19 protein-coding genes are annotated in these 14,662 nt (G+C 47.4%); 18 read left to right on the top strand and 1 reads right to left on the bottom strand.

Annotated elements, in window-relative coordinates; translation table 11 throughout:
• Nucleotides 1-57: 57 nt before the first annotated feature.
• Nucleotides 58-522: a hypothetical protein gene (locus V6C93_RS14260; protein WP_333477325.1), complete on the top strand. Its 465-nt coding sequence runs from the start codon at nucleotides 58-60 to the stop codon at nucleotides 520-522.
• A gap of 125 nt (nucleotides 523-647) precedes the next feature.
• Complete coding sequence (locus tag V6C93_RS14265) at nucleotides 648-890, top strand: hypothetical protein (RefSeq protein ID WP_333477326.1); 243 nt, start codon at nucleotides 648-650, stop codon at nucleotides 888-890.
• Nucleotides 891-1,139: 249 nt separating this feature from the next.
• Here V6C93_RS14265 and V6C93_RS14270 read toward each other — a convergent pair whose 3' ends face one another.
• Nucleotides 1,140-1,310 (bottom strand): hypothetical protein, encoded by a 171-nt coding sequence (locus tag V6C93_RS14270; RefSeq protein WP_333477327.1) that lies wholly within the window; start codon nucleotides 1,308-1,310, stop codon nucleotides 1,140-1,142.
• A gap of 119 nt (nucleotides 1,311-1,429) precedes the next feature.
• On the opposite strand from V6C93_RS14270, the gene V6C93_RS14275 reads away from it, so the two are divergent.
• The 16 genes from V6C93_RS14275 (at nucleotide 1,430) to V6C93_RS14350 (ending at nucleotide 14,590) form a co-directional block, all read left to right on the top strand.
• Nucleotides 1,430-1,660, top strand: coding sequence for a hypothetical protein (locus V6C93_RS14275; protein WP_333477328.1), 231 nt, complete (start codon nucleotides 1,430-1,432; stop codon nucleotides 1,658-1,660).
• A gap of 30 nt (nucleotides 1,661-1,690) precedes the next feature.
• Complete coding sequence (locus tag V6C93_RS14280) at nucleotides 1,691-1,894, top strand: hypothetical protein (RefSeq protein ID WP_333477329.1); 204 nt, start codon at nucleotides 1,691-1,693, stop codon at nucleotides 1,892-1,894.
• Nucleotides 1,895-2,106: 212 nt separating this feature from the next.
• Entirely contained in the window at nucleotides 2,107-2,511 is a 405-nt protein-coding gene (locus V6C93_RS14285) for a hypothetical protein (protein ID WP_333477330.1), read from the top strand.
• Nucleotides 2,512-2,516: 5 nt separating this feature from the next.
• Entirely contained in the window at nucleotides 2,517-3,290 is a 774-nt protein-coding gene (locus V6C93_RS14290) for a hypothetical protein (RefSeq protein ID WP_333477331.1), read from the top strand.
• Nucleotides 3,220-4,215: a class I SAM-dependent methyltransferase gene (locus V6C93_RS14295; RefSeq protein WP_333477332.1), complete on the top strand. Its 996-nt coding sequence runs from the start codon at nucleotides 3,220-3,222 to the stop codon at nucleotides 4,213-4,215. The genes V6C93_RS14290 and V6C93_RS14295 overlap by 71 nt, the downstream gene beginning before the upstream one ends.
• Nucleotides 4,212-5,480 (top strand): hypothetical protein, encoded by a 1,269-nt coding sequence (locus V6C93_RS14300; protein ID WP_333477333.1) that lies wholly within the window; start codon nucleotides 4,212-4,214, stop codon nucleotides 5,478-5,480. Before V6C93_RS14295 ends, V6C93_RS14300 begins: the two co-directional genes overlap by 4 nt.
• 217 nt (nucleotides 5,481-5,697) lie before the next feature.
• Nucleotides 5,698-6,192, top strand: a complete 495-nt coding sequence (locus V6C93_RS14305; RefSeq protein ID WP_333477334.1) for a hypothetical protein — start codon at nucleotides 5,698-5,700, stop codon at nucleotides 6,190-6,192.
• A gap of 63 nt (nucleotides 6,193-6,255) precedes the next feature.
• The gene (locus V6C93_RS14310; RefSeq protein ID WP_333477335.1) at nucleotides 6,256-6,615 is read left to right on the top strand and encodes a hypothetical protein; all 360 of its coding nucleotides are present in this window, start codon (nucleotides 6,256-6,258) and stop codon (nucleotides 6,613-6,615) included.
• On the top strand, nucleotides 6,612-7,700 hold the full coding sequence (locus V6C93_RS14315; RefSeq protein ID WP_333477336.1) for a J domain-containing protein: 1,089 nt from the start codon (nucleotides 6,612-6,614) through the stop codon (nucleotides 7,698-7,700). Before V6C93_RS14310 ends, V6C93_RS14315 begins: the two co-directional genes overlap by 4 nt.
• 39 nt (nucleotides 7,701-7,739) lie before the next feature.
• Complete coding sequence (locus V6C93_RS14320; RefSeq protein ID WP_333477337.1) at nucleotides 7,740-8,231, top strand: hypothetical protein; 492 nt, start codon at nucleotides 7,740-7,742, stop codon at nucleotides 8,229-8,231.
• 84 nt (nucleotides 8,232-8,315) lie between these two features.
• A complete protein-coding gene (locus V6C93_RS14325; RefSeq protein WP_333477338.1) occupies nucleotides 8,316-8,729 on the top strand; it encodes a hypothetical protein in 414 nt (137 codons plus the stop codon).
• An 83-nt stretch (nucleotides 8,730-8,812) separates the two neighbouring features.
• Nucleotides 8,813-12,235, top strand: coding sequence for a helicase-related protein (locus tag V6C93_RS14330; protein WP_333477339.1), 3,423 nt, complete (start codon nucleotides 8,813-8,815; stop codon nucleotides 12,233-12,235).
• A gap of 80 nt (nucleotides 12,236-12,315) precedes the next feature.
• A complete protein-coding gene (locus V6C93_RS14335) occupies nucleotides 12,316-12,690 on the top strand; it encodes a GNAT family N-acetyltransferase (RefSeq protein ID WP_333477340.1) in 375 nt (124 codons plus the stop codon).
• 3 nt (nucleotides 12,691-12,693) lie between these two features.
• Nucleotides 12,694-13,353 carry a hypothetical protein gene (locus V6C93_RS14340; RefSeq protein WP_333477341.1) on the top strand — a complete coding sequence of 220 codons (660 nt, stop codon included), beginning with the start codon at nucleotides 12,694-12,696 and terminating at the stop codon, nucleotides 13,351-13,353.
• Nucleotides 13,353-13,724 carry a hypothetical protein gene (locus V6C93_RS14345; RefSeq protein ID WP_333477342.1) on the top strand — a complete coding sequence of 124 codons (372 nt, stop codon included), beginning with the start codon at nucleotides 13,353-13,355 and terminating at the stop codon, nucleotides 13,722-13,724. Before V6C93_RS14340 ends, V6C93_RS14345 begins: the two co-directional genes overlap by 1 nt.
• Entirely contained in the window at nucleotides 13,721-14,590 is an 870-nt protein-coding gene (locus tag V6C93_RS14350) for a DHHA1 domain-containing protein (protein ID WP_333477343.1), read from the top strand. The genes V6C93_RS14345 and V6C93_RS14350 overlap by 4 nt, the downstream gene beginning before the upstream one ends.
• Nucleotides 14,591-14,662 lie beyond the last annotated feature (72 nt).

The following is a 14,662-nucleotide window of genomic DNA, read 5'->3' on the forward strand; positions in this document are numbered from 1 at the left end:
CGTTGTCTATCGTCCACCTTATGACCCATGCTAGGCAACTGGTAGGGGTGATTCACCATGTCTACAGCACTCTCTCAAAACGTCGGTAAGCGTACCAATGGCAAGAAACGCACTCATGCCAATGTCGCGGATATCAATGCGCGATCGCGTACACGCTACCACAGCGACACTGGAAGCGCTTATACAGTTGTCAATTCATCCGGTTTAATCAAGGTTGAATTTGCTCAAACAGGTAGCCGCCATGAGGTAACGCGATCAGCAACCGTTGGAACGCTTACAGAGTCAGGCTTTAAAAGCCATGCTGCGATTGCGTTTATGGGACATCATATTTCCTGGGAAGACTTAGTTGCGTTAATTGGCATGAGCCAGGAAGCGCTTATGCGAAGCGTGGCAAAGTTTGCGCGATCGCAATTCTATCAAGGTTCTGGCGTCTCCTCTACATCCCGCTATTCCCACGAGGTAAGGAATAGGCAGAAACGCGATTGCGCCAAGCGTCAAGCCAAAGGAATTCGGATCTGTTAACAACTGATAGTTGTCATTCACCCACCTCTTAACGGGGGTGGGTGTTTTGTTGTGCCTATAAATCGACAGGCTACAGGTTTGGCTTCACCAGATCTGTACCTAGTCCATTTCACGAGGTAACTGCAATGTGTATCTATATTCCCAGCCATGTAGCCAAACTCATCTTGGTTGATGAACAACCAACACGTGATCGCGCTCGGTACTACTACCGCCTATGTCGTCATGACGGTGCTGACATTCTCCTGAAGACTGGAGCCAAACTTTATTACAGTCGTGATCGCGGCTTCTCTATCTCTGGTTATGACCGTTCTGGCTCAGATGTCCTCCCATACGTCGAAGAGTATGATCTAGGGTATCTAGTCGCTTGATATTTTCCCGCGTTTTTGGGTGTCTAACGAAAGAATGCGGGTTTCAGGTTCATCATAACCCTACCTGAATAAAACCCCGTATTTTTAGACACTTGAACGAATTTCCGTTGTTTCATCCCTCGGTCTACGCGATCGAGGGTGTCTTTTTGACCCCTATGAAATACCAAACAATATCATGCGTAACAAAATCTTACCCGCCCAAGTTGTGTGACGCGATCGCGCATCAACCCATTTGACAACTAACCGTTGTCATCGCGATCGCCTAGCATCAACCACATTCGCATACAAAGCCCTCAGTTGTCGCAGTGCCTGCACTCGGCTTCTGGGGGATTTGCTCATACGCAAGCCGCGATCGCTTACCACGTAAAACCTGCTGCGTGTTCCTCGCCGGCTTCTAATTCGCTGTAGATGGTAGGGCATTGCTGGCAACTCCTCCAAATATGCATCCCTGTATTATCTTCCCATTTCTACCGTTTATTGAACTTGACTCAGGTTCAATTGATTGAGTATGATAGTGTTACGGGTTCAGTAAACCTTAAATGGAGGGAGTTACGAAAAAATACAAGGGTCGAGGTGGAAAACGACCGGGAGCAGGAGGAAAACCTACTTGGAAACTGGGGAAAACTCAGACCATTCGAGTGCCAGTCACGATCGCGCACCAGCTTGCCGCTCTCTCACGAGAAATCGATGTCAATACATTGTCTGAGAAGGATGCGATCGCGCTAATCGAAGAACTCATCCTCATAGTCCGCGAGAAGTCGGACTTTTAGCTAACGAAACAGAATCAAAGCGAGGTAACAATGCTGGACGAATCAACAGAAGCACTTGTAAGTCTTGAGATGTTCTACTTGCAAGAGAGGTTAGAAGAACAGCGCAAAGATTATCTTCTTTTGCATTACGGCAAACGCATCAACTTACGGAAGTCGTGGCGCAAAGCAAAAATTATAGAGGCGATATTGGTGCATGAGGCAAACATATTGCGACTTGACGCGGCATGTAACTAACCCAAACAAGAAACGCGATCGCGTGGATGAAATCCCAAAGAGACTGACATCGATGAGTTGTCAGCGCGATCAAATATCTCCCGCCTGATGAGACTCGCCAATAGTCGAAACTCCTCGGTATTGAGGAGTCGCGGGAAGCTGCATTCAACCCGCACAACACACGAGGTAACATGAGCAAATTCAACAAGTTTCTACACAATAGAAAAATCACCATGCAACTAAATTTATTTGATGACACGCGACTCACACAACAGGAAGCGGTGGATTTAACAGCAGAATACTTGGCGGACTACTTCACCAGCTACAAACACGTCGCGATCGCGTTTAGTGGTGGCAAGGATTCCTCCGCTACGGTTTCAACCGTCATTCACCTGATTGAATCTGGTAGAGTACCCAAGCCAGAAAAGCTAACCGTGGTGTATGCCGACACTCGCCAAGAGTTACCCCCACTACATTTTTCAGCAATGGCGATTTTAGAGGAGGTGCGGAGGCGGGGGTTTGAGACCAAAATAGCAGTTGCTCCAATTGACAAGCGATTCTTGGTTTATATGTTAGGTCGAGGCGTCCCCCGCCGAACAACGGTACCCTGCGATGGTGTACTAGGCAAATCAAGGTAGAGCCGATGATGCACGTCTTAGTTGAGCAGATTGAAAACTTGCCAGCAGGGGAACGGTTACTGATGCTCACTGGCGTTCGGTTAGGTGAAAGTGCTGTACGCGATCGCAGAATCTATACCAGTTGCTCTAAAGATGGTGGTGAATGCGGTCAAGGCTGGTTCCAATCCTCCACATATGATCGCACGGATACCTTTGCTCCCATCATCCATTGGCGGGTTTGTCACGTTTGGGAGTGGCTGATTACAGGGGAGTTAGAACACGGGTTTCCCACAATGGCGGTAGCCGAAGCATATGGAGGTGATGAGAATTTAGAAGCTTCTGCTAGAACTGGATGTATCGGTTGCCCTTTGACTCAAGAGGATTTAGCGCTTGATCGCGTAATTGCGATGCCCCAGTGGAGTTATCTCGCTCCACTCAAAAAGCTCAAGCCAATTTACCGTGAGATGCGGGGATTCCAGCATCGCTTGCAGAAGGATGGCACTGAGCGAAAGAAGGACGGTAGTTTGGTGAAAAATCCAGGGCGCAAGGGACCACTGAAACTTGAATCGAGGCTGATGTTCTTGGAGCGGATATTGGGTATTCAGCAGGAAGTAAATACCTACGCGATCGCAAACAATCGCCCCACAATCAGCTTGATTAATAACGAGGAGGAAAACCGGATTCGAGAACTAATAGAACTTCGCACTTTTCCGGACAAGTGGACAGGTGATGAACCAGGGGGAGAAGAGTTACTCCCTGAAGTTTATCCCTCTGGGGCAATTCAGCCCCTACTTTGGTGATGAGTTAACAACTAATAGTTGTCAGGCGCGATCGCGCTTCATCAACTCCGTGTCACAGATGGAACACACTTATATCACAAATGAGACTCAATGGAAGATATCCTGCAAAGCAGCAAAGAAATTAATGCGTCATAAGTTATTGGTGGAAGACGCGATCGCGTCTCTCCAATCTCTAAAATCTACCCACTCAGAACCCAGCACCTTAGTTAAATTCCCCGGTGCTGGGGTTTTAAAAGAGGCGGGTATTTTCACTGCTGATAAACCTGCTTGGGTGGTAGAGGCTCGTGAAACTATCCAAACCCTCCTCACCCCTACGCAGTTCGCATCACTGCAAAATGTGGGGATGCTCAACCAACACTTCACCAATGCTGCCATTATCCAAGAAATGTGGCAGTTTGCGTTTGAGTTTACAGGGTATCGCAGACTTAAGGTGTTAGATCCCGGTTGTGGGACATCGGGCTTCTACCGCCACTGTCCACACCCACATCTCATCCACTATGTTGGGGTGGAGCTGGATGAGGTGACGGCACAAATTGCCAACAAAGTCCATTACGGTGTGGACTACCAAATCTACAACAAGGATTTCCTCAAGTGGGACTATCCCGTACTGTTTGATGTGGTGATTGGCAATGTCCCATTTGTGAATGGGGTGAAGCGTGTAGTTCTAGATGATCGCAAGGTTAATTTGGGGCTTCATGCCCAATTCTTTATCAAATCCCTGCGTCATCTAGCACCAGGTGGCTTGCTCCTTTTCCTCACCTCCACCAACACCCTGGATTCTGTGGGTGAGGATTATGTGATGTTTCGAGAAATAATGCGCGATCGCGCATTATTTCTCGGTGCCGTTCGTTTACCCTGTGATGGCACAACACACGTTGGAGGTACAGAGGTGACAACAGATTTGATTATTCTGCAAAAACGATGACCTGGATTAAGACTTCATCGATAGAAGTCCCAGCCCACGCCAATCAGACAACTGAAGTAGACATCAACGAGTGGTTCAATAGCAACCGCTCGTTTTTGTTAGGTACTCCTGTAGCAAATCAGTTACGGGGGACGGCTGGCGGCTGGGTACAAACTGTAGCGATCGCGGCTGAACCAGGGCAAGACACTGTTGCTCTTTTACGCGATCGCCTTTCTCAAATTTTGCAAATGGCAAAGGGAGATGATGCAACATCCCCCTCAGATAGCAACGACGCACAAACACAAGGAGATACTAACATCATGGCTACTGTAATTCCTGCTGACAAATTCGAGTCAAATTCACCCTTTAGCTTTATCCTACGGGAGAACGCCAAACCGCACGGCATTGAAATTCACTTCCCTCCAGATAGTACGCCTGACGCTGGCTTTATTGGTCGGATCGCGGCGGCTGGATTCGAGAAAGCTCGGACTAATCCAGACTTGTGGTACTGCAACTATTCAGAAGTCTCAATGACCAAGGCTCGTGGCTGGGTCAAAGCTTGTCAGAAGAACGGTGCATACGAAATCGATTCGTCTGTACCCGTAGAGCAAACCAAGTCTCGACGACGGGGTAAAAGTGGTCAGTCCAAACCTACCAGCACCCCTACCCCTGAGCCTGCGCCAACGCCTGTTGTGGGAGGTAAGTTGGTGGATGCGATAGCGGAGCGCTGCTGCAAGCAGATCGCGGAACGTGTTCAAGAAATGCTCAACACCATGAAAGAGGAACTGGCAGTTAAGCCAGACACTTCTGAACTGGATGCACTACGAGCTGAGAATGAACGCCTACGCCGAGATATGGAACGCTTGATGCGAGAGCATGAGCGTATGGAAACAACCATCAACCAACAAAAGGAAGCGATTGAAGAACGCGATCGCACTATTGCAGATCTAAACCTGAAAGTCGCCAACCTTGTAACTGCGGGCAGCGAACTTGTTGAGTCACGCGATCGCGTAATCACTTCCCTTCGTCAACAACTAGCAGAGTGGGGGGTTGTTGAAGCTGAACCCGAAGCACCAGTGTTTGATGATGAACCAGAGGTGGAAGCTCCTGTCTTTGATGACGAGCCACCAGTGTTTGAGGACGATGAACCCGTAGCGGATACTCCCAACTTTGATGAGGAGGTTGTAGAGCTGGGGGAGCAACCGTCACCTTCAAGCTCCGACAGCGAACCCGACGACACAAGCGCAGAAGAGGGGTTCGACCTTGACTCGTTGGGGGAGCGGTAAGGAGAGGAAATCTTAAGCCTGAGCTGACCAAACTCCCGAAGGAGTTTGGTCAGCTCAAGTCATCTACGCAGTCACAGTTAAAACGGCGATTGGTTTGTCTACGAACGCGAAGAGGAGCAAGACTTGACATTTATCGGACAAGTTTGCGACTTGTTGGATTAAACTGACATCGATTAGTTGTCAGCGCGATCGCACATCACATCACCAACCCAAACATATGGCGACAATAAATATCGAGAATAAACTTTTTGCGTCAAGTGAAGAGGAAGCATTAAAGGTAGGAATTCCACAACTCAAAGCATTGTGGGAACAGGTTGAAGATGCTTTAAAAACTGTAGAGATGGATTGTCAGGTGAAGTTTCCAAACTTGGTCATGACAGAGGAGGAATGTGACCCAGATCGGATTGGCGCTGATAAGTTAGACGAGATGGATGGGAAAACCATCTGGGCTGTGAGTTTCACAGCGTGGATACATACGGTCAAGTCAGATGATCCTGATTATCGCTTTGATGAATATGCTGTCATGGAAGCTACGGGAAAAACCGTAAACAAGAACTTTTATGAACCTTTACAGCAATGTGACTGGAGTTCATTCAAGCCTCTTTTGGCAGCTAATAACGAAACAATAGGAGATTTCATCTCTGTTGAGTTTGATGGTGTTTATGTTACAAGCCAACAAGATGATGTACGCGCAACAAGCGACTACCTTTGACAACTAACCGTTGTCAGTCGAAATTAACCTTATTGCCCTCGCGATCGCGGGGGCTTTTTTATCATGACTTGGAAAAAATTCACCGTTTACATTGACCCTGACAAAATCACAATCCACTTCCCCGAAGACCCCCAACCTTGTCTGGTTGGGGGTCAAGTTTTAGGGATGCTGACAAGTAAAGGGTTTGTTCGGTTAGGTGTGAAAGACTTTATGTATCAGCGCGATCGCACAGACTTCTGGGTCGAGCAATGCAAGAAATTGGCTCAAAAGTTCGGAGCTAATGTGGCGGAAGCTCCGAACATTACACCAGAGCCAGACCCCATAACGGAGCTACAAAAGCAAATCCTGGCGATGCAGCAGGAGATGACCAAGCTTAGAGCGGAGGTAGAGGAGCTAAAAAAGTCCGAGCCGAGCGACGATTGAAAGCTCGCTCGGCATTGCCGCAATCTAAACCCAAAAAACCTAAGACCAAGAAAAAGACGGGGGCTAAGCTTGCTTGTGCCCCCATTTTCAAACCTATTGTCAGTGATTATTCTTCCCCTATTATCCTCAAAGACGAGGATTTGCGCTGGACGGAGCGATTCAAAACTGGGGTGTTTGCCTTCCACAACGGGCAACTGGGCATCAGCTTCAAGGAAGCGCATCGTGGGCTATTTGTTGAGGGGGATGACGGGCGCTACTACTTAGAAATCGATCGCGCCTACATTAAAGGTGCGCCGAAAACGTTTAAGGTACCACCCGATACACCCAAAGCGTTACGCAACTATCCCAAGTACATTACCTGCCTACACCCATCCGGTCCTTGCACATTCTTCCCGTTGGAAGTGCCGGAAAACCAGCAGGATGTGATGAAACAACTACTCGCGATCGCGCAGGTTGTTGAGGAACTTCTTGAAGCTGAAGGTGGTGATATGGATGATGTCAGATGTGATGAGCTGCGATCTCGTCTCAATGAACTGTATGACGACTTTGTAGCTGACTACGGCTTCATCCAGAACTGTAAGTCCTACTTTGACGGGTTCTGGAGTGATGTCCGTCTTCAGGTGTACCTGTTGGAGCTGGAAGGGAAAAATGGGGTTAAGGCTGATATCTTCCGTAGGCGACTCAAATATCCTCCCAAACAGGTAACAGGTCAGCTCTTTGATGATGATGACCTCAACACCCGCATCCACAAGGCGTTTGTGTGGTGCATGGGGCATTACGGCACTGTCTTGGTGTCGGAGGTTGCGGAAAAAGCTGGCGTTGATGAGGAGTTCGCGATCGCGTCTCTCCTCGAACAAGGTTTGGTTTATCGAGAGTGGTTGGGTGCCGCCCGTCAGGAGTGGTACGAAATCTTGGGAGTGGAGCCAGATTGCACCGTTGACGAGTTGCGAGCCGCCAGGAAAGAACTCGCCAAGCTTTACCACCCCGATACGGGGACGGCTTCAGAATTGAAGATGAATCGGGTTAATAATGCGTTTGATGAGGGGTTGGCAGAAATTCAGCGAAAGGCTGTAGCTACCGCCTGATAAGCATGATATGATTTAAGAGACAGGTAATTATGAGATATGGCAAAGGGAGGAAAACGTTCCGGTGCAGGTCGCCCTAGTACCGGACGCACTAAGGAGCTGCGTCTGTACGTGACGCCAGAGGCAGATGAGAAGTTAAGCGCGATCGCGCAGTCAAGAAAAGTCTCAAAAGGTCAAATTGTGGAGGAATTTATGAGCGACATAGACGTTAAAACATTGGGAAAACTGGTAGATGCAATTGTTGATACAAACGAAACGTTAACAATCTACACTATGCCTAACCTAGCCGCAAAAATGCAGCTAGCTTGTGAATATTTCAATTTGGTACGTAAGGACTTAGAGCGATTTGATGGAAAGACAGCCGCCTATTTCAATTTGGTAGACTGCTTTACGCGCTTAGAAGATAGCCAACCATTACCTTTAGTGGATTTGCTCGATGAACTGGATGATTTGATACGAGCTATTCGCAAACTGGAAGAGTTTTGCGGAATTTTCCATGAAAGCTTGCACCCCGTTGACATGCAACATTAAATCTCCGTTTAGCGAGTAGGCTATCGCGCTTCATGCTGCACCCACGGTATTAGAGAGGGAAGCACAACACACACGAGGTAAAATATGAGTCACGTATTGCGAATTAAAGGTTTTCAGGCTACCAAAGAGCATCGTCGTTATTATGAGTTTCAAGCTATTGTGCCGATTTTTTCCATGCCGAATGATCGCCCAATTAACTATGTCCGAATTAATGGTATTGGGGTTCCTGAAATAAACTTTGACTGGTGCGAAGATTGCGACTGGCACCCAGAATCTTTGAGTCAAGAAAAATGGTTGCAAGTATATTTGAGGCTATGTCGATGGGAGTGGAAAGGTAATCAATACATAATTTCCAACGAGCGCTCGTTGAGTAAATACAGCAGTGAACAGCGCAATCATTCGCGCTTCTTTGTGCCCGTCAATGAGGTTATTCGGCTTAATAATACTACTCACCGTAGTCCGGATCGTGAACGCGAAGAAATCCAACTAATTGCTTAATCTCAACGCAACCTGAATTGAAAAACCCCGCTCGGCTGCATTCCGAGCGGGGTTTTTCACGTAAACATCACGAGGTAACGGCAATGTCTTATCAAATTGTAGACGCTCAAGAGTTCTTGAGCGGTGATATCCATGCCAAATTGGAAGCGGCTAAAGACGCTTCCATCTACGACCCATCTTATTTGCGGGAGGTGGAGGCGCTAACAGCAGCTATTCCGGACACTGTATCTATTGGGTTGGTTGACATCAGAATCGGTGCTACGTGGATTCCCGTTGAGTATTACGAAGAGTTTTGCTGGGAGATGTTTGAAGAACGGGTGCAGTTCTTCTACTCTCCACTGGCAGGGACGTGGGAAACTCAGCTTAAAACCAGTGGGGAAGGGGAGGCTAACAAAAGGTACGGGTTCTGTTGGCAGACCTGTGATAGTCAAGGGTATACCGTTACCGATTGGTATACGGCAGTTAGCAAAAAGCCTGAAGATGGGCTGTTTACAATGGCACTACTATTTAAAGCTCCATCGGTTAGTGTCAAGAAGTCCAAAGAAGCGCCTAACAAGAAAGACCAAGCTGAGACGGCTAAGGCAGTAGCGAAGCAGGAAGAGTTGCAGTTGATGTTTGCCAACTGGTGTCGTGAAGGCGATCGCGGCGAACAACTCGAAAAAATCTACAACACCAAAATCAATCGCACAGTTCTCCCCAACTGGGACGGGAAAGGTGCGCACTTGCGTGAGCATTTACTGGCAGCGGGGATGGCTCCTGCTTGGGTCAATAAACTACGTCCCTATCAGCTCGATTCCATCTGGCGGATGTGCGTAGGGGGGAATACGTTATTAGGACTTGAGGTAGGTCTAGGTAAGAGTCTGTCGCTTATAGCCGCAGCAATGTTGCGGCGATTTTATAAAACTAGCAAAAAAGCGCTATTTGTGGTTCAGCGTTCTACTCTTAAGCAGTTCGAGCAGGCTTTTCGAGAGACGTTTCCAGACGCTAAGGTACTGTGCGCCACGCCGGAGGACTGCTCGGCGGGTAACCGTCAGCGTCTGTTGGCTAAGGCGGCATTGTGGGATTGGGATGCCGTGATACTGACCCACGAGAGTTTTAACAAAATCCCGGTTAAGGCTCAAACCGAGCGGGTGTACATTGAGAAACAGCTTGAAGTCGTGGAGATGGAGCTGTTTCGCCTGTATGAATTGGGTGAAACCGCCAAGAGCAAGGGGAAGAAGCGAGGCAACCGGATTGTTAAGAAGTTGGAGGAGATGCGAAATAAGATACGAGATCGCATCGACACACTCAACAAAGCCAAAGACTCTGGCATCTACTACGAGGATTTAGACCCTTGCATTTTGATTATTGATGAAGCGCAGAAATATAAGAATGCATTTGTAGCAACTAAGCTACAGGTGACGGGGATTAACATCTCTGAGTCAGCACGGGCGCAGGACTTTGAACTGAAGCTTGCCTACATGCGTGATCGCCATAAACAAGGATTCTTGTGGCTGTCCACCGGCACACCTGAGCCAACCAATTCGATGGTTGGGGTGTTTGTGTATCAGCGCTACCTGCATCCAGAAGAGTTGGAGAAGCGGGGGCTGGCACACTTCGATGCTTGGGCGATGAACTTTGGTCGCGTGGTGAGTGAGGCAGAGTTTAAAGCTGATGGTGGTTTACGCATCACCGATCGCTTCTGTGAGTTTGTTAACTTACCAGAGTTGTTGCAGATGTGGCTCAGTAGTTGTCATATCAAGCGGTTTGACGATGTTGCTGGTCAAGCTGGGTTTATTCGCCCAAAACCTCGACACAAGAAAGTAAGTTGCCACCTGTCTGACTGGCAGCTTAACTATATGGATTACATCCAGCGACGGTATGACATGATCGCCAAGCGTAACCCGTTGAAGTGGCCTGCCAAGGATAAGGATGGTTGCTTACTGGATGAGGATGAAAAGCGGCTCTATCACCCTTTATCTGGTGACCCCATCTTTGATGTTGAGGTGGCGCAAGCGCATGGGTTAAACGTTGGGGTCATTATCGATAATTTCTTCAAAATCTGCTCTGAGTCTCGCAACCTGATGATTGCTCCCCAGTTGCTCGACCCAGAACTACCGATAGACACTGGAGACAAAATCTCCCAAGCTGTACGCCGGATACACAGGTGGTGGAAGCTAACAGCTAAAAATAAGTCTACCCAGTTAGTGTTTCTCGATGTGGGGACACCGGGTGGTAGTGCTAAGTTCTGTATCTATGACTGGATGCGGCAGGAGTTACGCGATCGCGGAATACCAGATGCTGAAATGGCATTCATCCACGACTACCCCGACGATGAGGATAAAGCCGAACTGTTTGACAAGGTGAACGCTGGCGAAATTCGGGTCTTATTCGGTTCAACCGAGCCGATGGGAATTGGGGTGAATGTTCAGAAGAAGGTGAAGGTGGTTCACTTAATTGACATTCCCCGTCGTCCTGACCAGTACGAGCAACGGTTAGGTCGCGCTATTCGCTTCGGCAATGAGAATCCAACGGTTCTTATCTACCAATATCTGACGCGGGGTAAGGCGGGTAATTTTGGAGCAAATGCCTTTGAACTTCAGTTATTGGAGAAGAAGGTTAAGGTGCGGGAAGACATCTTGCGTGGTGACCCAACGGTAAGGCGGGTTGTTGAGGATAACAACCAAGTTGAGATGTACATGAAGCTCAAAGCCCATAGTTCAGGTGATGAGCGTATCTTGCGGTATGTGGATTGCGCGGCAGAGTTGGATAAGGCTAAGGCCAAGTCAGCTTTGTGCATCACTGACCTGAACCGCTTACACGGCAGCATCAAAGACGCCGATCGCCGCATCAACACACTGGAGTTGGAGTTAGCCAATATTGTTCCGGACATTGAGACAGCGCGATCGCACGTTCATTGCGTGGATGGTGACATGTTTGTCTGTCAGGTGGATGATGCCCTACATGTTGGTATGAGTTTTGTGGAGCGGGGTAAGGGTAAGTTTAAGAAGCCACAGTTCAAGATGGCATTGTGTTTGAGTGACGCGATCGCGCCGCTATGTCTTCTCTCCTACCCAACAGCCAACCAAGCCAAACATCTTGCTGATAAACATATCCAGCAGAAGGTGGATATGTTTGCCTTAGAACTGCGGTTCAGGGAGAACAACGGCAAGCAGTGGCACATTGGGTATTTCGGTGGATTTGAGCTGTGGTGTATGTTGCACGAGTTCAGGGAAAAGGTGAATGTAACAATGTGGCTTAAAGGACAGGTCGCCCGTCGTCCTGTGGAGTTTCGCACCTCCCAGCTACGTCTCATCCGTAACCTAATCAACGCCCATGATGAAATCTTAGATTTGGAAGTGCATAAAAACAACAACCTAACCAAGCAACGAGAAACGCTTTCCAAGCTCAAAGATGCTCTGGCGGCAAAACGGGCTGAGAAGGATGGGTTAGTTGAAGCTGCGCGATCGCTGGAGTTGGAGAAGCAACAGCTAGCAGCAGCACTCAACATGAGCAACGAAAACTAGCCCCCAACACATTTGAAAGATGTTATTTCTTTCAAATGTGTTACTATAGAAACAGGTAAGAAAACACGAGGTAAACAACAATGACATACACAATCGTTCTGCATGACAAAACTATAGAGGCTTTCGATAATCCAATCATGGATGAAATCTTCTCAAATTTTTCTTTGATGTATGAACACTACATTTCACAAGATGAAATAGAAGCTTATTTTCTGGCAAGCGATAACGGTAAACTCGTTGGCTTTCTCGGTGTTGGCTATTGTGGGCGCACTGTCGTTATTGAAGTCTTAGACAGTTTTCAAGGTAAAGGCATTGGTTCAAGTCTAATTAACGCAGCAATCGAAAAAGGTTTTGCCAAGGCGTGGCGACCTAAGCAAAACGGATGTGAAGAGTTTTGGGTAAAGATGGCTGAATTAGCAAGTGAAAATCCAAATTGCAACTTAGCTCTGGTGTAAGTTATGGCAAAGCATGGTTTGTACATGGCAAGAGGTAAAGGTTGTCATTCTAATCTGCAAGGATACATGAATGATGAACGCCCTTGGCATAGAATTGCAGATACAGAAAACATCTTACTAATTGGGATTTCTTGGTCAGGAAATCAATATGTAAGGTATGAAGATGGTTGGAGAAAAGAACACAAAATAAAAGATTCCTCTTGTTCTATACCTAATTTGCATTCTCCGAAACGACAATGGATGAGTGAAATTGAAATCTCTTCAACTATCAATCATCTTTCACTCTGGGAAGAAAATATGATTGATGACGACAATTTGGCAACTTTTAGCGTAGAATCAAATCCAAGTGATTTTAGGATTGCAACTGGCGGAATGTATTCTACGGGGACTGGAATACATGAAGATGAAAGTAACGCAAGACGCTCTGCGCTTTTAATTGTTCACAATGAAGGGTTTTTGATTCGCCAAGAGGGAATCAGTGACGAACACCAAAGCCCCGGAACAATTGTTATTATTCACCCTCACGAACCCCATCAATTGCAAAAAAATCTAGAATCAGCTCAACGTTGGGCTGCCATTTTCTTTGACTACGAAAAAGACTTAAGTCTAATGGATATAGAAAATGGGTTACAGGAAGCTTACAAAAGGATTTTTATAAGCTGATGTCATCATCCAGTAAACTACCAAAGCCCAATAAGTCTGGCAACCTGCGGGGTACAAATCCCCGTAGTCATAAAAACAAAACCAAAAGTAAGGTTAGAAACTCTGTAACCTTACACCCTGAAACTTGGGAAGCCGCGATCGCGCTTGGCAAATCCTCATCAGATGGCATTGACAAGCTATTTGCGATGCTACCTGTTTTTAGTAAAGCAAAACTTGCGATCGAATTACTAATTTCTGAGCATCCCAAAGCTAAAGAATACGCCGAATCTGTCCTTGTTGATCTAGAAGATTTAGAGGTTGAGAACCTTTACAAAGAGTGTGAGATTGAAGGCACTCTGTCCGAATCGAAATCAGGAGCTTGGATTATATGAAAAGGAAAACAATTGTTTTCTATCACATGATGTCTACGAAGACGCCCTGCCCCGATGGGATAGCTAGCGCTTGGGCAGCACGTACAGCCTTAGGAAACGAAGCCGAGTACATTGGCTGCTGTTATGGCAGTAAAGGTGAGGTTCCCCCTCAGTTTGATATTCCTCAGGAGGGCGATCGCGTGTACATTGTCGATTTCAGTTTTGATATACCCATACTGGAAGCGTGGCGCGATCGTGGGTGCGAAGTGACCCTCATCGACCACCACAAGGACAAGATGGAAGCACTCTTGGGTTATGCCCCGTTGTCAGACATTATCAAGTTTGACAACTCGAAGTGTGGGGCTGTGTTGACTTGGGAATACTTCCACCCTGATGAACCAGTACCCGCTTTCCTGTGGTACATAGACGATCGCGATCGGTGGCAGCACAAACTTCCCTACACCAAGGAGATTCATGCTGCTGTTGGGAAGTTAGGAAGAACGTTCGAGGTGTTTGATGTGCTTTCGACTCTTACCCAAGATGAGCTTATCTGGTTGCTCTCCAACATGGGCAAACAGGAAGTAGAACAACGGGCGCGACAGATAGAAACCTTGGCGGCGCAGTTTGAGTGGAAAGAGCTGGCAGGCTACAACATCCCCGTCGTCCACCTTCAGCAAAAAGACGCTTGGGCAACGTCGGAAGTCTGCCAACACTTGTACAACCAATTCCCAGATGCACCGTTCACGGCTTGCTACTACGGGGAAGATACGTCTGTGAAGTGGGGGCTGCGGTCAAACAGCAAGGGGAATAATTTTGATGTTGCCGCGATCGCGCGTCAGTTTGGTGGTGACGGGCATCGTAATGCCGCAGGATTCACCATCGGCTGACAACTAATAGTTGTCAAACTCAATCGTTGTGTATAATCCCATAATCCCAAGTAGTTTACAATCTTGGGATTA

The organism is Allocoleopsis sp. (genome assembly GCF_036703385.1).
Lineage (GTDB): Bacteria > Cyanobacteriota > Cyanobacteriia > Cyanobacteriales > Coleofasciculaceae > Allocoleopsis.